The organism is Ornithinimicrobium sp. (genome assembly GCF_051004135.1).
GTDB lineage: Bacteria > Actinomycetota > Actinomycetes > Actinomycetales > Dermatophilaceae > Ornithinicoccus.
In genome coordinates, this window is sequence record NZ_JBPCKQ010000135.1 from 1 (window position 1) to 14,785 (window position 14,785).

Genomic DNA, 14,785 nt, shown 5'->3' on the forward strand with positions numbered 1-14,785 from the left:
CTTGCCGGCGTCGATGAGCTCGCCGAGCTGGGGGTGCATGAACGGCTCACCGCCGGTCAGGAAGAGCTCTCGACCGCCCAGCTCGGCGAACTCCGCGAAGGCCTCCCGGGCCACGGCGGGGTCCAACCGGCGCGCGGCGGCCTTGGGCGAGGACTCGGCGCAGCAGTAGGTGCACGCGAGGTTGCAGTCGAAGTTGGTGTAGGCCCACAACCGGTGCCCGACGGGGGTGCGCTCGCCGAGGCTGAAGACGGTGGAGACCCGGGCGTTCTTGCGCACCGCGAACCACCACGGCCCGGTGTCGGACTCCGCCACCTGCGCCGCGAGCTCGTGACCGACCAGCTCGGCCCCCACCGGGAGGTCGACGGTGACACTCGCCTCCGCGCTGCAGATCCCGAGCAGCTCCCCCTCGGTGAGTCGCCGCATCGCCCGGGTGATGAGCAACAGCAGCCCGCTGCCGCAGTCCATGTCACCACCGTCGACGAGTCTGCCGATGTCACCGAGTTCCTGGGGGGCGGGCGCAGCCGCTGGTTCGACCATCTGTGCAGACTACTTCCCAGCAGGTACTTTCCTAAGTAACGAAACTATGACGCTTGAGGCGAGGAGCCAGTCGTGGCCGATACGAGCACCGAACGTCCGCAGGATGCTGCCGCGCGATCGGCCTTCTGGGAGAGCGTGCACACCGGCCACGACGTCGACGGCGTCTCCTGGTGGCAGTCGGTGCCCGGGCTGTCCCTGGGACTTGTCGATGCGACCCAGGTGCCCCGCGACCGGTCGATCATCGATGTCGGGGCCGGCTGGTCCACGCTGGTCGATCACCTGCTCGAGCGCGGTTACACCGACCTCACCGCCGTCGACCTGTCCGCCAGTGCCCTGCAGACGGTGCGCGACCGGCTCGGTCCGGCGGGGGACGACGTGGTGCTGGAGATCGCCGACGTGCTGGAGATGCGGCGCAACCGGCGTTACGCCCTGTGGCACGACCGGGCGGTCTACCACTTCCTCACCGAGCCCGACGAGCGCGAGGACTACCTCGCCTCGCTGCGCTACGCCCTGGCACCGGGCGGCTGGGCCGTGGTCGCGACGTTCGGTCCCGACGGGCCCACCACGTGCAGCGGGCTGCCGATCGTGCGCTACACCCACGAGGAGCTGACGGCCGAGTTCCCGGGCTTCGAGCTCGTCTCCACGGCCGGGGAGGACCACGAGACGCCGTGGGGCAAGATCCAGCAGTTCACGGCCGTGCTGCTGCGCCGCACCGACTGAGCCCTGTCGGGGTGTGTCGACGCCCGGGGGGCTGACGGGTGGTGCCGTGATGCCCGATGATGGGGTCCGTGGAGATCGCGCTACTGCTGGTGGGCATGGCGGTCGCCGTCCTGGCCGGGACGGCCGCAGCCGAGCGCCTCTCCATCCCCCGCCGCTGCTGCTGATCGCTGCCGGCATCGCCGGGTCCTACCTGCCGGTCATGCCCTCGTTCCGGCTGGAGCCGGAGGTGGTCCTCATCGGCCTGCTGCCGCCGCTGCTGTATGCCGCCGCGCTGCAGACCTCGCTGGTCGACTTCAACGCCAACCGGCGTCCCATCCTGCTGCTGTCCGTGGGACTGGTGGTCGTCACGACCATAGGGGTCGGGGTCACGGTCCATGCCGTCCTCCCCGGCATCGGCTGGGCCGCGGCGCTGGCCATCGGCGCCGTGGTCGCGCCCCCGGACGCCGTGGCGGCCACCGCGATCGGGCGCCGCATCGGGCTGCCGCGGCGGGTGGTGACCATCCTGGAGGGGGAGTCACTGTTCAACGACGCCACCGCCCTCGTCGCGCTGCGCACCGCCATCGCGGCCACGGCGATGTCCGCCGGGTTCAGTGGCGGTGAGCTCGGCCGGATCGGGCTGGACTTCCTGATCGCTGCAGGCGGTGGGGTGCTGGTCGGGTTGCTGGCCTACCAGCTCGTGGCCCGGCTGCGCCGCAGCATCTCCGACCCCCTGCTGGACAGCGCGACCTCCCTCGTCACGCCGTTCGCGACGTTCGTCGCGGCCGAGCAGATCGCGGCGTCCGGTGTGATCAGCGTCGTCGTCGCCGGGCTGCTGCTCGGGCACCACGCCCCGGTGCTGCAGACCGCCCAGTCCCGGATCGCCGAGCGGCTCAACTGGCGCACGATCGCCTACGTCCTGGAGAACACCGTCTTCCTGCTCATCGGCCTGCAGGCCAGCCGGATCATCCAGGCCGTCGGCTCCAGCGATGTCGAGCCCGTCCGCATCGCGGCGGTCTGCCTGGCGACCCTGCTCGCGGTCATCCTGCTGCGGCTGGGCTGGGTCGTGTGCACCCGAGCCCTGCTGGTGCGCCCAGGAACCGGGGGCAGCCGCGACGGTGCGCTGCCCTGGTCCTCCACACTCGTGGTGGGCTGGGCCGGCATGCGCGGCGTGGTCACCCTCGCCGCGGCCTTCGTCATCCCCGCCCGTGTCGAGGACCGGGAGGTCCTCCTGCTCGTCGCCTTCACCGTCGTGGCCGGCACGCTGTTCCTGCAGGCGCTGACCCTGCCCTGGCTCGCGCGACGGCTGCGCGTGCCGGGCCCGGACCCCACCGAGGACGCCCTGGCCCGGGCCTCGCTGCTGGAGCAGGCCTCCTACGCCGGATTGGAGCACCTGGAGGAGCTGGAGAAGGACGACCGCCACGGAACGGCTCAGGTGATCCGCGACCGCATCGAGCAGCGCAACTTCGCGGCCTGGGAGCGGCTGGCGACGGCCCAGGACCAGGTCTCGCCCAGCGACGTCTACTCCCGCACCCGCCGGGCCATGATCGAGGCCGAGCGCGAGCGGGTGCTGCAGATCCGGGACACCGGTCGGGTGCCCGCGGAGGTCGTCAGCGAGGTCCTCTCCATGCTCGACATAGAGGAGTCGACGCTGGAGTTCGCGCTGCAGGAGCGGCAGGCCATGGCCGGCGCCGTCACGGACGGGCAGCGGCTGGCCGGCGACAGCTGCGAGGACATGACCCACTACCCGTCGGTCGAGACAGCGGTCGACCCGGTCTGCCGGCCCTGCGCAGAGCAGGGCGTCACCTGGGTGGCGATGCGGCAGTGCCTGGTATGCGGAGAGCCCCGGTGCTGCGACTCCTCACCGCTGCGGCACGCCAGCGAGCACTTTCGGGAGACCGGTCACCCCGTGATGGAGTCCGCCGAGCCGGGGGAGGACTGGCGCTGGTGCTTCCAGCACCGCGTCACTGCCTGAGCGCGCTCAGGACCCGTCGACCTTGACGATCTCGTAGGTCGTCTGCGCCGGGTCGGGGGTCCCGAAGCGGGCGTTGACGGCATACAGCGACGGACCGAACGCAGCGACGGTGGTGGGCACGGCGAAGTCCGGGTCGGTCAGCGTGTCCGTCAGCATGGCCGAGGTCAGGTCAGGGGACAGGCGCAGCACCGCGATCTCCTCAAACCGTTTCCGCACGACACCGAGGGTGCGGCCCTGCAGCAGGATGCCGTCGACGGCGGGGAGATCGGCGTCGGTGAACCATGCGGCGTCCGGTGTGATCGTCACGTCGTTGACGAAGGAGGACCCGTCGGCAGCACCCAGCTGATATGCGGCGACATCCTCGCCCGTCCTGGGCCGGCACGAGCACACCGCCCTCTCCGGTGCGCGGGTCGGCCTGCCACACCGCGCCGGTGGCCAGCGAGCCGGCATAGACCGTCGTCCCCGGTCCGGCCGCGATCCCCTCGGCCTGCCAACCGTCGGGGGTCTCATCGCTCGATGCTACCGACCGGCGTGCGGCATGATCGAGGCATTCGTCAAGCAGAGGTGCCTGGTGGCCGCACCGAGGGAGGCAGTTCATGTGCGTGCGCGAAGTGGACGCCATTGACCTGGCGCGGCTCGAACGCGACCTGCCCAGCGGACCCGCGCAGGTGCACCGCGCCCACCTGCGGTCGGCACAGACCGGCGCCACGACATACCTCGCGGCCTGGCAGGACGGACAGGCCAGGGGAGCGGGGGTGATCCGCTGGTCCGGACCGCTGGGGCAGGAGGCCCGCAGCCGGTATGCCGAGGTGCCGGAGATCGCGCACCTGCAGGTCGGGGAGGCGCACCGGGGGCAGGGCGTCGGGTCGGCGCTCATGGCGGCGGCGGAGAGCGTGATCGCTGGTCGGGGCCACGCCCAGGTGGCCGTCGGTGTCGACCAGGAGAACCCGAGAGCCCGCGCGCTCTATCTGCGGCTGGGCTATCAGCACACCGGTCTGGCCGACGCCCTGCGCTACACCTGGGTCGACCTCGCCGGGGTCAAGCATCCCGAGATCGAGCACACGGAGCTCCTGGTCAAAGATCTTTTCGCCGGCGTGTCACGCGCAATAGGCTGAACGGATGGCTGAGGCATCGGCGCGAGAACTGCGCAGTCACGGCGGCAAGATCCTTGATCGGGTTGCGGCTGGGGAACGGTTGACGATCACTCGCGATGGCATGCCGATAGCACGGTTGGAGCCGGTGACCCGGGGGTCGGCTCAGCGGGGCGGGGCGTGCACTTCTCCTATCAAACGGGGGTGGGCGGGTCCTCGCCGCGCAGCACCGCCAGGGCGTTGTCGGCGGCCAGGGTCGCCATCGCGGTGCGCGTCTCAATGGTCGCCGAGCCCAGGTGCGGCACCAGCACGACGTTGTCCAGCTCCAGCAGTCCCTCGTGCACCTGCGGCTCCTGCTCGAACACGTCCAGCCCGGCCCCCGCGATGCTGCGCTCGCTCAGCGCATCGGCCAGGGCGGCCTCGTCGACGATCGGTCCGCGCGCTGTGTTGACCAGGTATGCCGTGTCTGGCATCAGGGCCAGCTGCTGGGCCCCGATCAGGTGGTGCGTGGCGTCGCTGTAGGGGCAGTGCACCGAGACCACGTCGGCCGTGCGCAGCAGCTCGTCGAGCTCCAGCCGCTGCGCGCCCAGCTCCTGTGCCACCTCCGGCGAGCAGGGGTTGCGCGAGGAGTAGGCGATCCGCATACCGAACGCCCGGGCCCGCCGCGCCGTGGCCGCCCCGATCCCGCCCAGCCCGATCACGCCGAGGGTCTTGCCCTGCAGCCCCGAGCCGAGCAGATAGAACATGCCCCATGCCCACGGCTCGCGGCGCCGGATGATCCGCTCGCCCTCACCCAGCCGGCGGGTCGCCATCAGGATGAGCCCCATCGCGATGTCGGCCGTCGCCTCGGTGAGCACGTCGGGAGTGTTGGTGACGACCACGCCGCGCTCCCGGCATACCGGCACGTCGATGTTGTTGTAGCCGACCGCGACGTTGGCCACCCCCTGCAGCTGCGGCCCGGCCGCGTCGAGCAGCTCGGCGTCGACCCGCTCGGTGAGCAGGGTGACCAGGGCGTCGGCCCCGGCCACCCGATTCAGCAGCTCGTCCCGGCCGATCGGCTCGGCAGCCTCCCAGGCGTCGACCTCGTGCTCCGCGCGCAGCGACTCCAGCGCCACCTCGGGGATTCGTCCCGTCACGACCACCCGGCTCATGCCGACTCGATCCACGACTTGAGTGCGGTCAAGCCCTCGGTGATGTCGGCGGCGTCGATGCCGGAGTAGGCCAGCCGGATGTAGTCGCGGTCCTCCCCGGCCAGCGGCCGGCCGAAGTGCCGGCGGGTGCAGAAGCTGACGCCGGTGGCGTGCAGGGCCTGAGTGGCGAACTCGCTCACGTCGCTCATCCCCATCCGCTGCAGGGTCTCGGTGACGTCGGGGAAGAGGTAGAAGGTCGAGCGTGGGGTCTGCACGTGCATCCCAGGGATGGAGTCGACCAGCTCGCACGCCACGTCGCGACGCTCGCGCAGCACGTCGAGCATGTCGGCGACCGGCTGCTGGTCGCCCTGCAGCGCCGCGATGCCGGCCCACTGCACGTAGTGGGTGGTGCACGACTCGTCGTTGGTGTTCATCGTCGACAGCACCGATGCGATCTCCCGCGGCGCCACCGCGCACCCCAGCCGGGACCCGGTCATCGCGAACTTCTTGCTGAACGTGTAGAGGATCACGGTCCGCTGCGCCATCCCCGGCAAGGTGGCGATCGAGGCCGAGGTGCCCTCGTAGCGCATCTCGTAGTAGGCCTCGTCGGACAGCACCCACAGGTCGTGCTCGACCGCCAGTGCTGCGATCGCCTCGCGCTCCGCGGCGCTGGACTCGGCCGAGATCGGATTCTGCAGGTCGTTGTAGATCAGCGCCACCGTGTCGTCAGTGGTCGAGGCGCGCCCCTGGTCGAGGTCGATCGCGAAGCCGTCGTAGGTCGGCAGGTAGCCGTAGGGCAGCGCCTGCCCGCCGAGGTACTCGATCTGCGACTCGTAGATCGGGAAGCCGGGGTTGGGATAGAGCACGCCCTTGCCCGGGTCCATCACCGCCTGAAGGAACTTGCCGATCACCGGCTTGCCGCCGGTCATCACCACGACCTGGTCCGGGTCGTATGTCGTGCCGCGCCGCTCCCCGATGTCCTGGGCGAGGGCCTCGCGCAGGGGCGGGATGCCGGCCCCAGGGCAGTAGCCGGTCTTGCCGTCGGCGATCGCGGCGTTCATCGCCTCGACGATGTGCGGGGCCATCGGCAGGTTGAGATCACCGAGGTGGAACGGGTAGACCCGGTGCCCCTGTGCCTTCCAGTCGGCGGCGGCCAGGGCCACCGCGAACGCCGTCTCCGTGCCCAGTCGGGACAGTCGCTGTGCCAGCGCCATGGCGCACTCCTTCGTGTCGGTGCCCGGTCGCCGACACCCTACCGATCCCGCCACCTGACACCGCGACGTGACTACGTCATACTGCGTCGGAGAGCGCGGCCGACGGCGACCGCACCATCGATGTCGGGGCGCCGGTGCCCCGGGAGAGGCGGCGGCACATGTCCCAGACGGAGCAGGCTCCGAAGGAGACCCGGGACGACTACTACCTGGGCAAGGCTATCCATCTCGCCTCGGTGGCCGCGCTCGGCGGATTCCTGTTCGGGTTCGACACCGCGGTCATCAACGGCACGGTAGGCGCCATCGAGGCGGACTTCGAGGTCGGCAAGGGGTTGCTCGGCTTCATCGTGTCCTCGGCGTTGCTGGGCTGCGTGGCCGGCGCCTACCTGGCCGGTCGGCTGGCCGACCGGATCGGCCGGATCCGGGTCATGGTGCTGGCCGCAGCCATGTTCCTGGCCAGCGCGATCGGCTCGGGACTGGCCTTCGGTCCGTGGGACCTGATCGGCTGGCGGGTCCTAGGTGGTTTGGGGGTCGGCGCCGCGTCGGTCATCGCCCCGGCCTACATCGCCGAGATCTCGCCGGCCTCGATCCGTGGCCGGCTGGGCTCGCTGCAGCAGATGGCCATCGTGACCGGCATCTTCGTGGCCCTGCTGTCCGACTACTTCCTGGCGACCACGGCGGGGGGCGCGGCGGACCCGCTGTGGGGCCTGACCGCCTGGCGCTGGATGTTCATCGCCGAGGTCGTGCCCGCCCTGGCCTACGGTGTGCTCGCGCTGACCATCCCGGAGTCCCCCCGCTTCCTGGTCGCCAACCACGATGAGCGGAACGCGCGCGAGGTCCTGGGCAGCGTCATGAAGCACGGCATCGACTCGCGGATGAAGGAGATCAAGCGCACCCTCGCCGTCGACACCCGGGCGTCGGTGAAGGACCTGGTCAAGCCCGGCGGCGGCAACCTGCTGCCGATCGTGTGGATCGGCATCGCGCTGTCGGTCTTCCAGCAGTTCGTCGGGATCAACGTCATCTTCTACTACTCCTCGACGCTGTGGCGCTCCGTCGGCTTCTCCGAGGAGGACGCCCTGACCCAGACGGTGATCACCTCGGTGACCAACATCGTGGTGACCATCGTCGCCATCCTGCTGATCGACAGGATCGGCCGGCGGCGGCTGCTCACAATCGGGTCGGCGGGCATGGCGCTGACCCTGGGCACCCTGGCCTTCCTGTTCGCCACGGCTCAGCAGGTGGAGAACGCCGACGGTGTCCTGGAGCCTGTGCTGAGCGACTCCTCCGGTGTCAGCGCCCTGATCGCCGCCAACCTGTTCGTGGTCTTCTTCGGTATGTCGTGGGGCCCGGGCGTCTGGGTGCTGCTGGGCGAGATGTTCAACAACCGGATCCGCAGCACCGCCCTGGGCGTTGCAGCGGCGGCCCAGTGGCTGGCCAACTTCGCCATCTCGACATCGTTCCCGTCGATGGCCAACATCGGGCTCGGCTTCGCCTACGGCTTCTACACGACGTTCGCGGTGCTGTCCCTGCTGTTCGTGATCAAGTTCGTCCCCGAGACCAAGGGCCGAGAGCTCGAGGACATGTAGGCCTTGCCGTGCGGCGACGAGCGAGCCGGTCGGGGATGCGGGCAGGGTCGCTCAGCGATGGATAGTGTCGGTGGTGCGGAAGGCCCCGAGGCGGTGATCGGCCTGAAAGGCATGGTGGTCGCTGCGGTAGTTGTCCGAGGCCTCATGGGCGAAGCGCACAATGTCATCGATGAACAGCTCGTAGGGCGTCATCGCCTTGAGGATCTCCGGCTCGATGTCGTGGTCCAGCTCGCCGACCTCGTCGGACAGCGCGTGGGCGTGGGCCAGCGACGAGCCGCAGATGCGGGCGTAGTCCTTCCACTGCGACATGCTCAGGTCGTCGAGGTCGATGTCGCCGCGGTAGGGAGCGCGCTCCCGGCTCATGAAGCTGCGGCCCTCGAACTCCACGTGGCCGTAGAACACGTCACCGCGCACCAGCTGCACCCCGTGCGCGTGGGCGATGCGCTCGCCCTGACCGTCGACGGCGAAGTCCGAGGGCGGCACCAGGCCGGCCAAGGCGGAGAGCCGGGCCTGCTTGAACTCGATGACGAAGTCGTCGGTGGCGTCGGCCTTCACTCCTTCCATCATCAGGTAGTAGCGAGCCAGGCCCAGCGACGCGGTGCCGGCGCCTCGCCGGATGGCGACGTCCTTGACCTTCATCGCCCCGGCGCGCGGCGGCACCTGGTGCACACTCTCGCGGACGAAGCGGTCGACGATGGCCTGGAACTCATCGCGTCGACTGGTCAAGGGGATGATCTCGTCGTCCGCCCGGAACCCCCGCTTGTACTCGTCGTGGTACTTCTTGGACAGCCACTTCTTGCGGTCCTTCAGGCAGTCCTCGATGAGGTCCTGGATCAGCTTGGGCGCATTGTCGAAGCGGATCTGTTGGTCCATCTCCCCACCGTCGGACTCGAACTTGCTCATCCCCTCGATGTAGCCGCGCACGAAGTGCCGCACGATCTTGGCCTGCTTCTTGGGCCCGTGGCCGCCCTCCTCCTCCGCGGCGAGCATGAATCCCACGGCCCCCCGCTTGAGGTCCCAGGTGAACGGGGCGTAGGCGGCCTCGTCGAAGTCGTTGACCCCGAAGATCGGCACGTTGTCGGCACTGGGCATGACCCCGTAGTTCTCCGGGTGCACGTCGCCAAGGGCGAGCACGGTCGGCATCCATGCGTCCTCACCGGCCAGGTCCCGGTAGAACAGCAGACAGGTCCCGCGGAAGAAGGAGTAGAGCGAGCCGTCGAGCTTGTCGAACTTCGCCTGGGCGTCCTCGGACTGCAGCTTGATCCGCTGGGCGTGGTCCTCCCGGATGGTCTGGCGGACGTGCTGGCGGCGGGCCTCGCCGGTCAACTGCCGCGGCAGCAGCACCACCGCGCCGGCGGCACGGGCCCGGGCCAGCGCCTCGAAGGCCTGGTATCGGGACACCGTCCCGGGCTCGGGGTCGCCGGACTCCGGACCGGGCAGCTGCTCCGTGGCGCCCCTCTCGGCGAGCGCGCGCTCGAGCTCGCCCCTGCTCATCGTGGAGCGTCCCTGGATGTCCTGCTCCTTGGCCTGCTCGTAGAGCTCGGCCTTGGTCGGCTCGCCGGTCGTCGTGTCAGCCATCGAGGGTGTCCTTCCGTCGTGGGTCCCCAGCGGCACACTACGCAGGTATGCCGTCGCTCGCCTACGGGGAGCGCTGCCTCAGACGTCGTCCGCCTTGGTGGAGGAGGGGTCCCACTTGGTCAGTCCGTCCACCTCCCAGCCGCGGTCCTTGACCGCCTCCCGCGCCGCCCGCTTCCACGGCCCGGTGAGCTTGTCGACATACAGCAGACCGTCGAGGTGGTCGGTCTCGTGCTGCAGGCAGCGAGCCAGCAAACCCTCGCCCTCGACGACCAGGTCGTTGCCGTCCAGGTCGGTGCCGGTGACCCGGGCCCGGGGGAAGCGCGCGAGGGGGAAGAACTCGCCGGGCACCGACAGGCAGCCCTCGCCGTCCTCCTCCTCGTCCAGCGGCTCGGGGGTGCCCAGGCGATGCAGCACGGGGTTGATGATCACGCCGCGTGCGTGCGAACGGTTCGGCATCGGGCAGTCGTAGACGAACAACCGCAGCCGCACCCCGACCTGGTTGGCGGCCAGGCCCACACCCTCGGCAGCGGTCATGGTCTCGAACATGTCGGCCACGAGGTCGCGGACCTCGTCGGTCACCTCGCGCACCTTCTTGGTGGGCTGGTGCAGGGCCCGGTGCCCGATGACCGTGATCTCACGGACTGCCACGTCGTCTCCTTGTGCTGTCGCGGTGCTGCCGCAGCAGTCTAGAACGGTGCGCGCACGTCATACCCCCGTGCTCGAACCGGCACGGTGCCGCTCGACACTGCTACCGCGGGGGCAGCGGTCCGGTGACGTCGCGGCCACCGCCACCGCGGCGCCGGGGTGGCGAGATCTCCCAACCGGGGTCCTCGTCCCGGCCACGGGGCTCACCCCCGGCGCTCTGGTCTTCCTCATCCTCCGGCTCGGCGAGATCCTCCTCGACGTCGTGACCACCCGGGCCGAAGATGATCTCGCAGATCTCCCGGTAGGTGTCGTCCGGATGGGGCACCCAGCTGATCCGGTGCATCGCCTGGTCCTGCCCGGCCGACTCCAGGGTGAAGGTGCCGTAGCCGAGGACCCGGCCGATGACGGGGCGGCCGTAGTTCATGTCCGTGACCTTGCGCAACGGCATCATCGCCACCCGGTGGGTGAACAGTCCGTAGGTCATCAGCAGTCGCTTGTCGGTGGCGACGAACCACTCGTTGCGCCACTCCAGCAGCTTCCAGCCGAGCCGGGCGACCAGCGCCAGCCAGCCCCACCACAACCACAGCGCCGGAGAGTCGGTGGCACGCTCGATCACCGACCCCAGCCAGGCGACGACCAGGAAGCCCAGCAGGACCGTGGCCGCCGGCTCGGACAGCTTGGCCCAGTGCTGCCGGTTCGCCACGACCACATTCTCCCCACGCAGCAGGTAGCGCTCCAGGATCCGGCTGCTGACCTTGATCCCGGACTCGACCGTGCGGGCCGACCCGAGCATGCGCCTACCGCATCAGGGCTTCGAAGAACTGCCCGATGTTGGCGAAGCCCTCATAGATGATGTCCCAGACCGCCTGGACGATGTCGGCCGCTCGCTCCGGGCTGGTGATGATGGCGTAGATGAGGAAGCCGAACAGCAGCCACAGCAGGATCTGCTTGATTCTCTTCGGCATCACGGACTCCTCGTGGCGGGTGGATGATCACACGTCGATCGCCATCATGCCAGGCTCGCCACTTCTGCCCCACCAGGCACGCCGCGTCGGTTTTCAGTCCTCGCTGAGTGATGTGCTGAGCGCGCGGAGCAGGCCGGCCAGGGTATGCCGTTGCTCGGCGGTGAGCCCGGAGAGCAGTCGCGCCTCGTTGGCCAGGTGATCCGACACCGCCTGGTCGACCATCTCCCGTCCGCGCGGGGTCAACCGCACCAGTGGGCGCGGTGGTCGCCTCCGCGCTCGGATTCGTGCTGCTCAAGCGATGGGCGAGTCCCGTAGGTCTGCTGGCCACGACGGGATGGCAGCTGGTGGCCGGTGGCCTGGTGTTGCTGCCGTTCGCCTGGTGGGTCGAGGGCGGCCCACCAGCGCTCGACGGTGCCGCTGTGTGGGCCTATGGCTACCTGGGAGTGATCGGTACCGGCGCGGCATACCTCTGCTGGTTCACCGGCCTGACCCGGATGCCTGCCGGCTCGACGGCGCTGCTCGGGTTGGTCAACCCCGTCGTCGGGACCGCGCTCGGGGTGGCCTTCCTCGCCGAACCGTTCGGCCCGATCACACTTGCCGGGATGATGCTGGCGCTGGGGGGAGCCGCGACCGGCCTCAGCGCAGCAGTGCTGACCTGGCGAGCCGGTCGATGGCCTCGCTCACGTCGGCGGTCGATCCGGCGAAGCTGAGCCGCATCATCCGTCTGCCGTGCACCGTGTCGAAGTCCACCCCAGGGGTCAGCGCCACCCCGGTCTCGCGCAGCACCGACTTGCACCACTGAACCGAGTCGTCGGTGAGGTGCCCGATGTCGCACCAGGCGTAGAAGGCACCATCTGGCGGGGCGTAGGAGTCCAGGCCGATCTCGGGCAGTCGCTCGATAAGCAGCTGGCGGTTGACGGCATACCGCTCGACGTGCCCGTCCAGCTCTTCGCGGGCGGCCTCCCCGAAGGCCGGCAGCGCGGCATACTGGCTGATCGCGGGCGGGCAGATGGTCAGGTTCTGCGCGAGCACCTCCACCGGCCGGTGCAGGTGGGCGGGCAGCAGTGCCCAACCCAGCCGCCAGCCCGTCATCGAGAAGTACTTGCTCGCTGAGCCGACCACCACCGTCGACCGGGAGGTCTGCCAGGCGCTGGTGGCCGGCGGTCCGTAGGTCAGGCCGTGATAGATCTCGTCGCTGATCAGCAGGGTGCCGTTGGCCTCGCACCACTGCGTGATCGCGGCCAGCTCGGTGGCGTCGATGACGGTGCCGGTGGGGTTGGCCGGGCTGGCGACGATCAGCCCGGCGGGGGGCTCGGGCAGCTCCTCCAGCATCGCGACCGTGGGCTGGTAGCGGGTGCCGGCTCCACAGTCCAGCTCCAGCACCCGGCAGCCCAACGCGGTCAGCGTGTTGCGGTATGCGGGGTAGCCGGGCCGGGTCATCGCGACGGTGTCACCGGCCTCGAACGCGGCCAGGAAGATGGTGGAGAAGGCGCCGGACGAGCCGGTGGTGACGACCACGTCGTCGGCGGTGACGTCCACGGCATACCAGTCGCGGTGGTGCGCGGCGATGGTCTCGCGCAGGCCGACGATGCCGGTGGCCTCGGTGTAGCCCAGCACCTGGGTGCCCAGGGCGGCGACCGCCGCCTCCCGCACGATCAGCGGAGCGGGGGTGGAGGGCTGACCCGCGCACATCAGGAGCACGTCGCCGTGGGTGCGCTGCCGCTCCGCGCCGGCCTTGAGCACCTCCATCACATGGAACGGCTCGATCGCCGACCGGTGAGCTGTGGGCATGGTGGCGGACATCCGCTGGAGCTCAGACCACGCCGTAGAGCCGGTCGCCGGCGTCGCCAAGGCCCGGGACGATGTAGCCCTGGTCGTTGAGCCGCTCGTCGACGGCCCCGGTGACCAGCCTGATGGGGGGCTGCACGTCGGCGACCTTCTCCTCCAGCAGCGCGATGCCCTCGGGGGCGCACAGCAGGGTGATGGCCGTGATGTCGTCGGCGCCGCGGTCGACCAGGTAGTGCACCGCGGCGGCCAGGGTGCCGCCGGTGGCCAGCATCGGGTCGAGCACGTAGCACTGCCGGTTGGCCAGGTCGTCGGGCAGGCGGTTGGCGTAGGTCGTGGCCTCGAGGGTCTTCTCGTTGCGCACCATGCCGACGAAGCCGACCTCGGCCGTGGGCAACATCCGCATCATCCCGTCGAGCATCCCCAGCCCGGCCCGTAGGATCGGCACCACAAGAGGCTTGGGGGTGGCTAGGTGGATGCCGCTGGTGGGCCCCACCGGGGTCTCGATGTCGAAGGGTGTGACCCGCACCTCGCGGGTGGCCTCGTAGGCCAGCAGCGTCACCAGCTCGTCGGCGAGCCGCCGGAACGTCGGGGTGTCGGTCCGTTTGTCCCGCAGATAGGTCAGCTTGTGCGCGATCAACGGGTGGTCGGCCACATGGACTCGCATGACCGCAACCTACACAGGTCCGCCACCGTCGGCCCAGGGTGCAGCGGCCAGAGCCCACGGCCACACTGCGAGCGCCAGGCCGATGCCGACCCACTGTCCGACGACGACCGCCAGCAGCCACACCACCCCGGAGACGGCCGTGCCGACGGCGCCACCGCGATAGACCTCGCGCACGTCGCGTTGTGCGTCGGTGATCTCCATGACCGCACCCTGGCCAGCGGGGGGATGCCGACGATGCCGTCGCCTATGCACCAGACTGGCGGGGTGACTGACTCCGGGGGCAGGCCCGCGCCGGGCGGCTCTCTGCCCGGGTGGGGACAGCAGGGGTATGCGGGGTGGATGCGGGCGGCGCTGGGCGTCGCCGCCGGCGCTCAGGGGTCGGCGGATGTGCCGGTGGGCGCGCTGGTGGTGGACGCCGACGGGGTCGAGCTGGGCCGGGCGCACAACGTGCGCGAGGCGGCGGCCGACCCGACGGGGCACGCGGAGATCGTGGCCCTGCGGGCCGCCGGGTCGGCCCGGGGCCAGTGGCGCCTGACGGGCTGCACCCTGGTGGTGACCCTCGAGCCGTGCGCGATGTGTGCGGGCGCGGCGGTCCTGGCGCGGATGGACCGGATCGTCTTCGGGGCGTTCGACCTCAAGGCCGGGGCATGCGGCTCGGTGTGGGACCTGCCCCGGGACCGGCGATCACTGCATACGCCCGAGGTTGTTGCGGGAGTGCTGGAGCGGTCCTGCTCCCAGCTGCTCGCACAATTTTTCGCCGCGCGGCGGCTCAGGTAGCCTGCTGGGCGGTGGCGTGTCCGAGCGGCCAAAGGAGCACGCCTCGAAAGCGTGTGAGGGTGCAAATCCTCCGTGGGTTCAAATCCCACCGCCACCGCCACTCAGTTTCCGGTGCGGTCTGCCCGGCCCGCGCGCGGCGGTG

General features: G+C 70.2%; 18 protein-coding genes, 1 tRNA gene and 1 pseudogene. 8 read left to right on the forward strand and 12 right to left on the reverse strand.

Features of this window, described 5'->3' with window-relative positions; genetic code table 11:
• A partial coding sequence (locus tag ACR2FV_RS08760) for a radical SAM protein (RefSeq protein ID WP_434015310.1) occupies window positions 1–537 on the reverse strand: 537 nt, incomplete at its 3' end.
• Window positions 538–609: 72 nt separating this feature from the next.
• Between ACR2FV_RS08760 and ACR2FV_RS08765 the strand changes: the two genes are divergently transcribed.
• Window positions 610–1,257: a class I SAM-dependent methyltransferase gene (locus tag ACR2FV_RS08765; protein ID WP_434015311.1), complete on the forward strand. Its 648-nt coding sequence runs from the start codon at window positions 610–612 to the stop codon at window positions 1,255–1,257.
• A gap of 199 nt (window positions 1,258–1,456) precedes the next feature.
• Window positions 1,457–3,208, forward strand: a complete 1,752-nt coding sequence (locus tag ACR2FV_RS08770) for a cation:proton antiporter domain-containing protein (protein WP_434015312.1) — start codon at window positions 1,457–1,459, stop codon at window positions 3,206–3,208.
• A gap of 6 nt (window positions 3,209–3,214) precedes the next feature.
• Here ACR2FV_RS08770 and ACR2FV_RS08775 read toward each other — a convergent pair whose 3' ends face one another.
• Window positions 3,215–3,514, reverse strand: a complete 300-nt coding sequence (locus ACR2FV_RS08775; protein ID WP_434015313.1) for a hypothetical protein — start codon at window positions 3,512–3,514, stop codon at window positions 3,215–3,217.
• Window positions 3,515–3,804: 290 nt separating this feature from the next.
• On the opposite strand from ACR2FV_RS08775, the gene ACR2FV_RS08780 reads away from it, so the two are divergent.
• Both ACR2FV_RS08780 and ACR2FV_RS08785 read left to right on the forward strand, forming a co-directional pair.
• Window positions 3,805–4,323: a GNAT family N-acetyltransferase gene (locus tag ACR2FV_RS08780; RefSeq protein WP_434015314.1), complete on the forward strand. Its 519-nt coding sequence runs from the start codon at window positions 3,805–3,807 to the stop codon at window positions 4,321–4,323.
• A 4-nt stretch (window positions 4,324–4,327) separates the two neighbouring features.
• A pseudogene (locus ACR2FV_RS08785) lies at window positions 4,328–4,432 on the forward strand (type II toxin-antitoxin system Phd/YefM family antitoxin); the annotation flags it as partial.
• Window positions 4,433–4,493: 61 nt separating this feature from the next.
• Here the strand turns inward: ACR2FV_RS08785 and ACR2FV_RS08790 are convergent.
• On the reverse strand, window positions 4,494–5,450 hold the full coding sequence (locus ACR2FV_RS08790; RefSeq protein WP_434015315.1) for a 2-hydroxyacid dehydrogenase: 957 nt from the start codon (window positions 5,448–5,450) through the stop codon (window positions 4,494–4,496).
• Entirely contained in the window at window positions 5,447–6,643 is a 1,197-nt protein-coding gene (locus ACR2FV_RS08795; protein WP_434015316.1) for a pyridoxal phosphate-dependent aminotransferase, read from the reverse strand. The genes ACR2FV_RS08790 and ACR2FV_RS08795 overlap by 4 nt, the downstream gene beginning before the upstream one ends.
• Before the next feature lie 158 nt (window positions 6,644–6,801).
• Here ACR2FV_RS08795 and ACR2FV_RS08800 point away from each other — a divergent pair, with 158 nt between their 5' ends.
• Window positions 6,802–8,226: a sugar porter family MFS transporter gene (locus ACR2FV_RS08800; RefSeq protein WP_434015317.1), complete on the forward strand. Its 1,425-nt coding sequence runs from the start codon at window positions 6,802–6,804 to the stop codon at window positions 8,224–8,226.
• A gap of 51 nt (window positions 8,227–8,277) precedes the next feature.
• On the opposite strand, the gene ACR2FV_RS08805 is transcribed toward ACR2FV_RS08800, so the two are convergent.
• The 5 genes from ACR2FV_RS08805 to ACR2FV_RS08825 all read right to left on the reverse strand — a co-directional run bounded on the left by ACR2FV_RS08805 (window position 8,278) and on the right by ACR2FV_RS08825 (window position 11,657).
• Window positions 8,278–9,804, reverse strand: a complete 1,527-nt coding sequence (locus ACR2FV_RS08805; protein WP_434015318.1) for a DUF2252 domain-containing protein — start codon at window positions 9,802–9,804, stop codon at window positions 8,278–8,280.
• 78 nt (window positions 9,805–9,882) lie between these two features.
• Window positions 9,883–10,452 carry a peptide deformylase gene (gene def / locus ACR2FV_RS08810; RefSeq protein ID WP_434015319.1) on the reverse strand — a complete coding sequence of 190 codons (570 nt, stop codon included), beginning with the start codon at window positions 10,450–10,452 and terminating at the stop codon, window positions 9,883–9,885.
• A gap of 100 nt (window positions 10,453–10,552) precedes the next feature.
• Window positions 10,553–11,242: a PH domain-containing protein gene (locus ACR2FV_RS08815; RefSeq protein WP_434015320.1), complete on the reverse strand. Its 690-nt coding sequence runs from the start codon at window positions 11,240–11,242 to the stop codon at window positions 10,553–10,555.
• A 4-nt stretch (window positions 11,243–11,246) separates the two neighbouring features.
• Window positions 11,247–11,414 (reverse strand): hypothetical protein, encoded by a 168-nt coding sequence (locus tag ACR2FV_RS08820; protein ID WP_434015321.1) that lies wholly within the window; start codon window positions 11,412–11,414, stop codon window positions 11,247–11,249.
• Window positions 11,415–11,507: 93 nt separating this feature from the next.
• Window positions 11,508–11,657, reverse strand: coding sequence for a hypothetical protein (locus ACR2FV_RS08825; protein ID WP_434015322.1), 150 nt, complete (start codon window positions 11,655–11,657; stop codon window positions 11,508–11,510).
• A gap of 17 nt (window positions 11,658–11,674) precedes the next feature.
• Between ACR2FV_RS08825 and ACR2FV_RS08830 the strand changes: the two genes are divergently transcribed.
• Complete coding sequence (locus tag ACR2FV_RS08830; protein ID WP_434015323.1) at window positions 11,675–12,124, forward strand: EamA family transporter; 450 nt, start codon at window positions 11,675–11,677, stop codon at window positions 12,122–12,124.
• Here the strand turns inward: ACR2FV_RS08830 and ACR2FV_RS08835 are convergent.
• The 3 genes from ACR2FV_RS08835 to ACR2FV_RS08845 are packed head-to-tail and all read right to left on the reverse strand — an operon-like array spanning window position 12,051 to window position 14,067.
• Window positions 12,051–13,217 (reverse strand): aminotransferase class I/II-fold pyridoxal phosphate-dependent enzyme, encoded by a 1,167-nt coding sequence (locus ACR2FV_RS08835; RefSeq protein ID WP_434015324.1) that lies wholly within the window; start codon window positions 13,215–13,217, stop codon window positions 12,051–12,053. The genes ACR2FV_RS08830 and ACR2FV_RS08835 overlap by 74 nt on opposite strands.
• Window positions 13,218–13,227: 10 nt before the next feature.
• Complete coding sequence (upp, locus tag ACR2FV_RS08840; RefSeq protein WP_434015325.1) at window positions 13,228–13,866, reverse strand: uracil phosphoribosyltransferase; 639 nt, start codon at window positions 13,864–13,866, stop codon at window positions 13,228–13,230.
• 9 nt (window positions 13,867–13,875) lie between these two features.
• Window positions 13,876–14,067 carry a hypothetical protein gene (locus ACR2FV_RS08845; protein WP_434015326.1) on the reverse strand — a complete coding sequence of 64 codons (192 nt, stop codon included), beginning with the start codon at window positions 14,065–14,067 and terminating at the stop codon, window positions 13,876–13,878.
• Window positions 14,068–14,205: 138 nt separating this feature from the next.
• Between ACR2FV_RS08845 and ACR2FV_RS08850 the strand changes: the two genes are divergently transcribed.
• Both ACR2FV_RS08850 and ACR2FV_RS08855 read left to right on the forward strand, forming a co-directional pair.
• Window positions 14,206–14,643 carry a nucleoside deaminase gene (locus ACR2FV_RS08850; protein WP_434015355.1) on the forward strand — a complete coding sequence of 146 codons (438 nt, stop codon included), beginning with the start codon at window positions 14,206–14,208 and terminating at the stop codon, window positions 14,641–14,643.
• 10 nt (window positions 14,644–14,653) lie between these two features.
• Window positions 14,654–14,743: transfer RNA gene (locus tag ACR2FV_RS08855), tRNA-Ser, on the forward strand.
• Window positions 14,744–14,785: the final 42 nt, after the last annotated feature.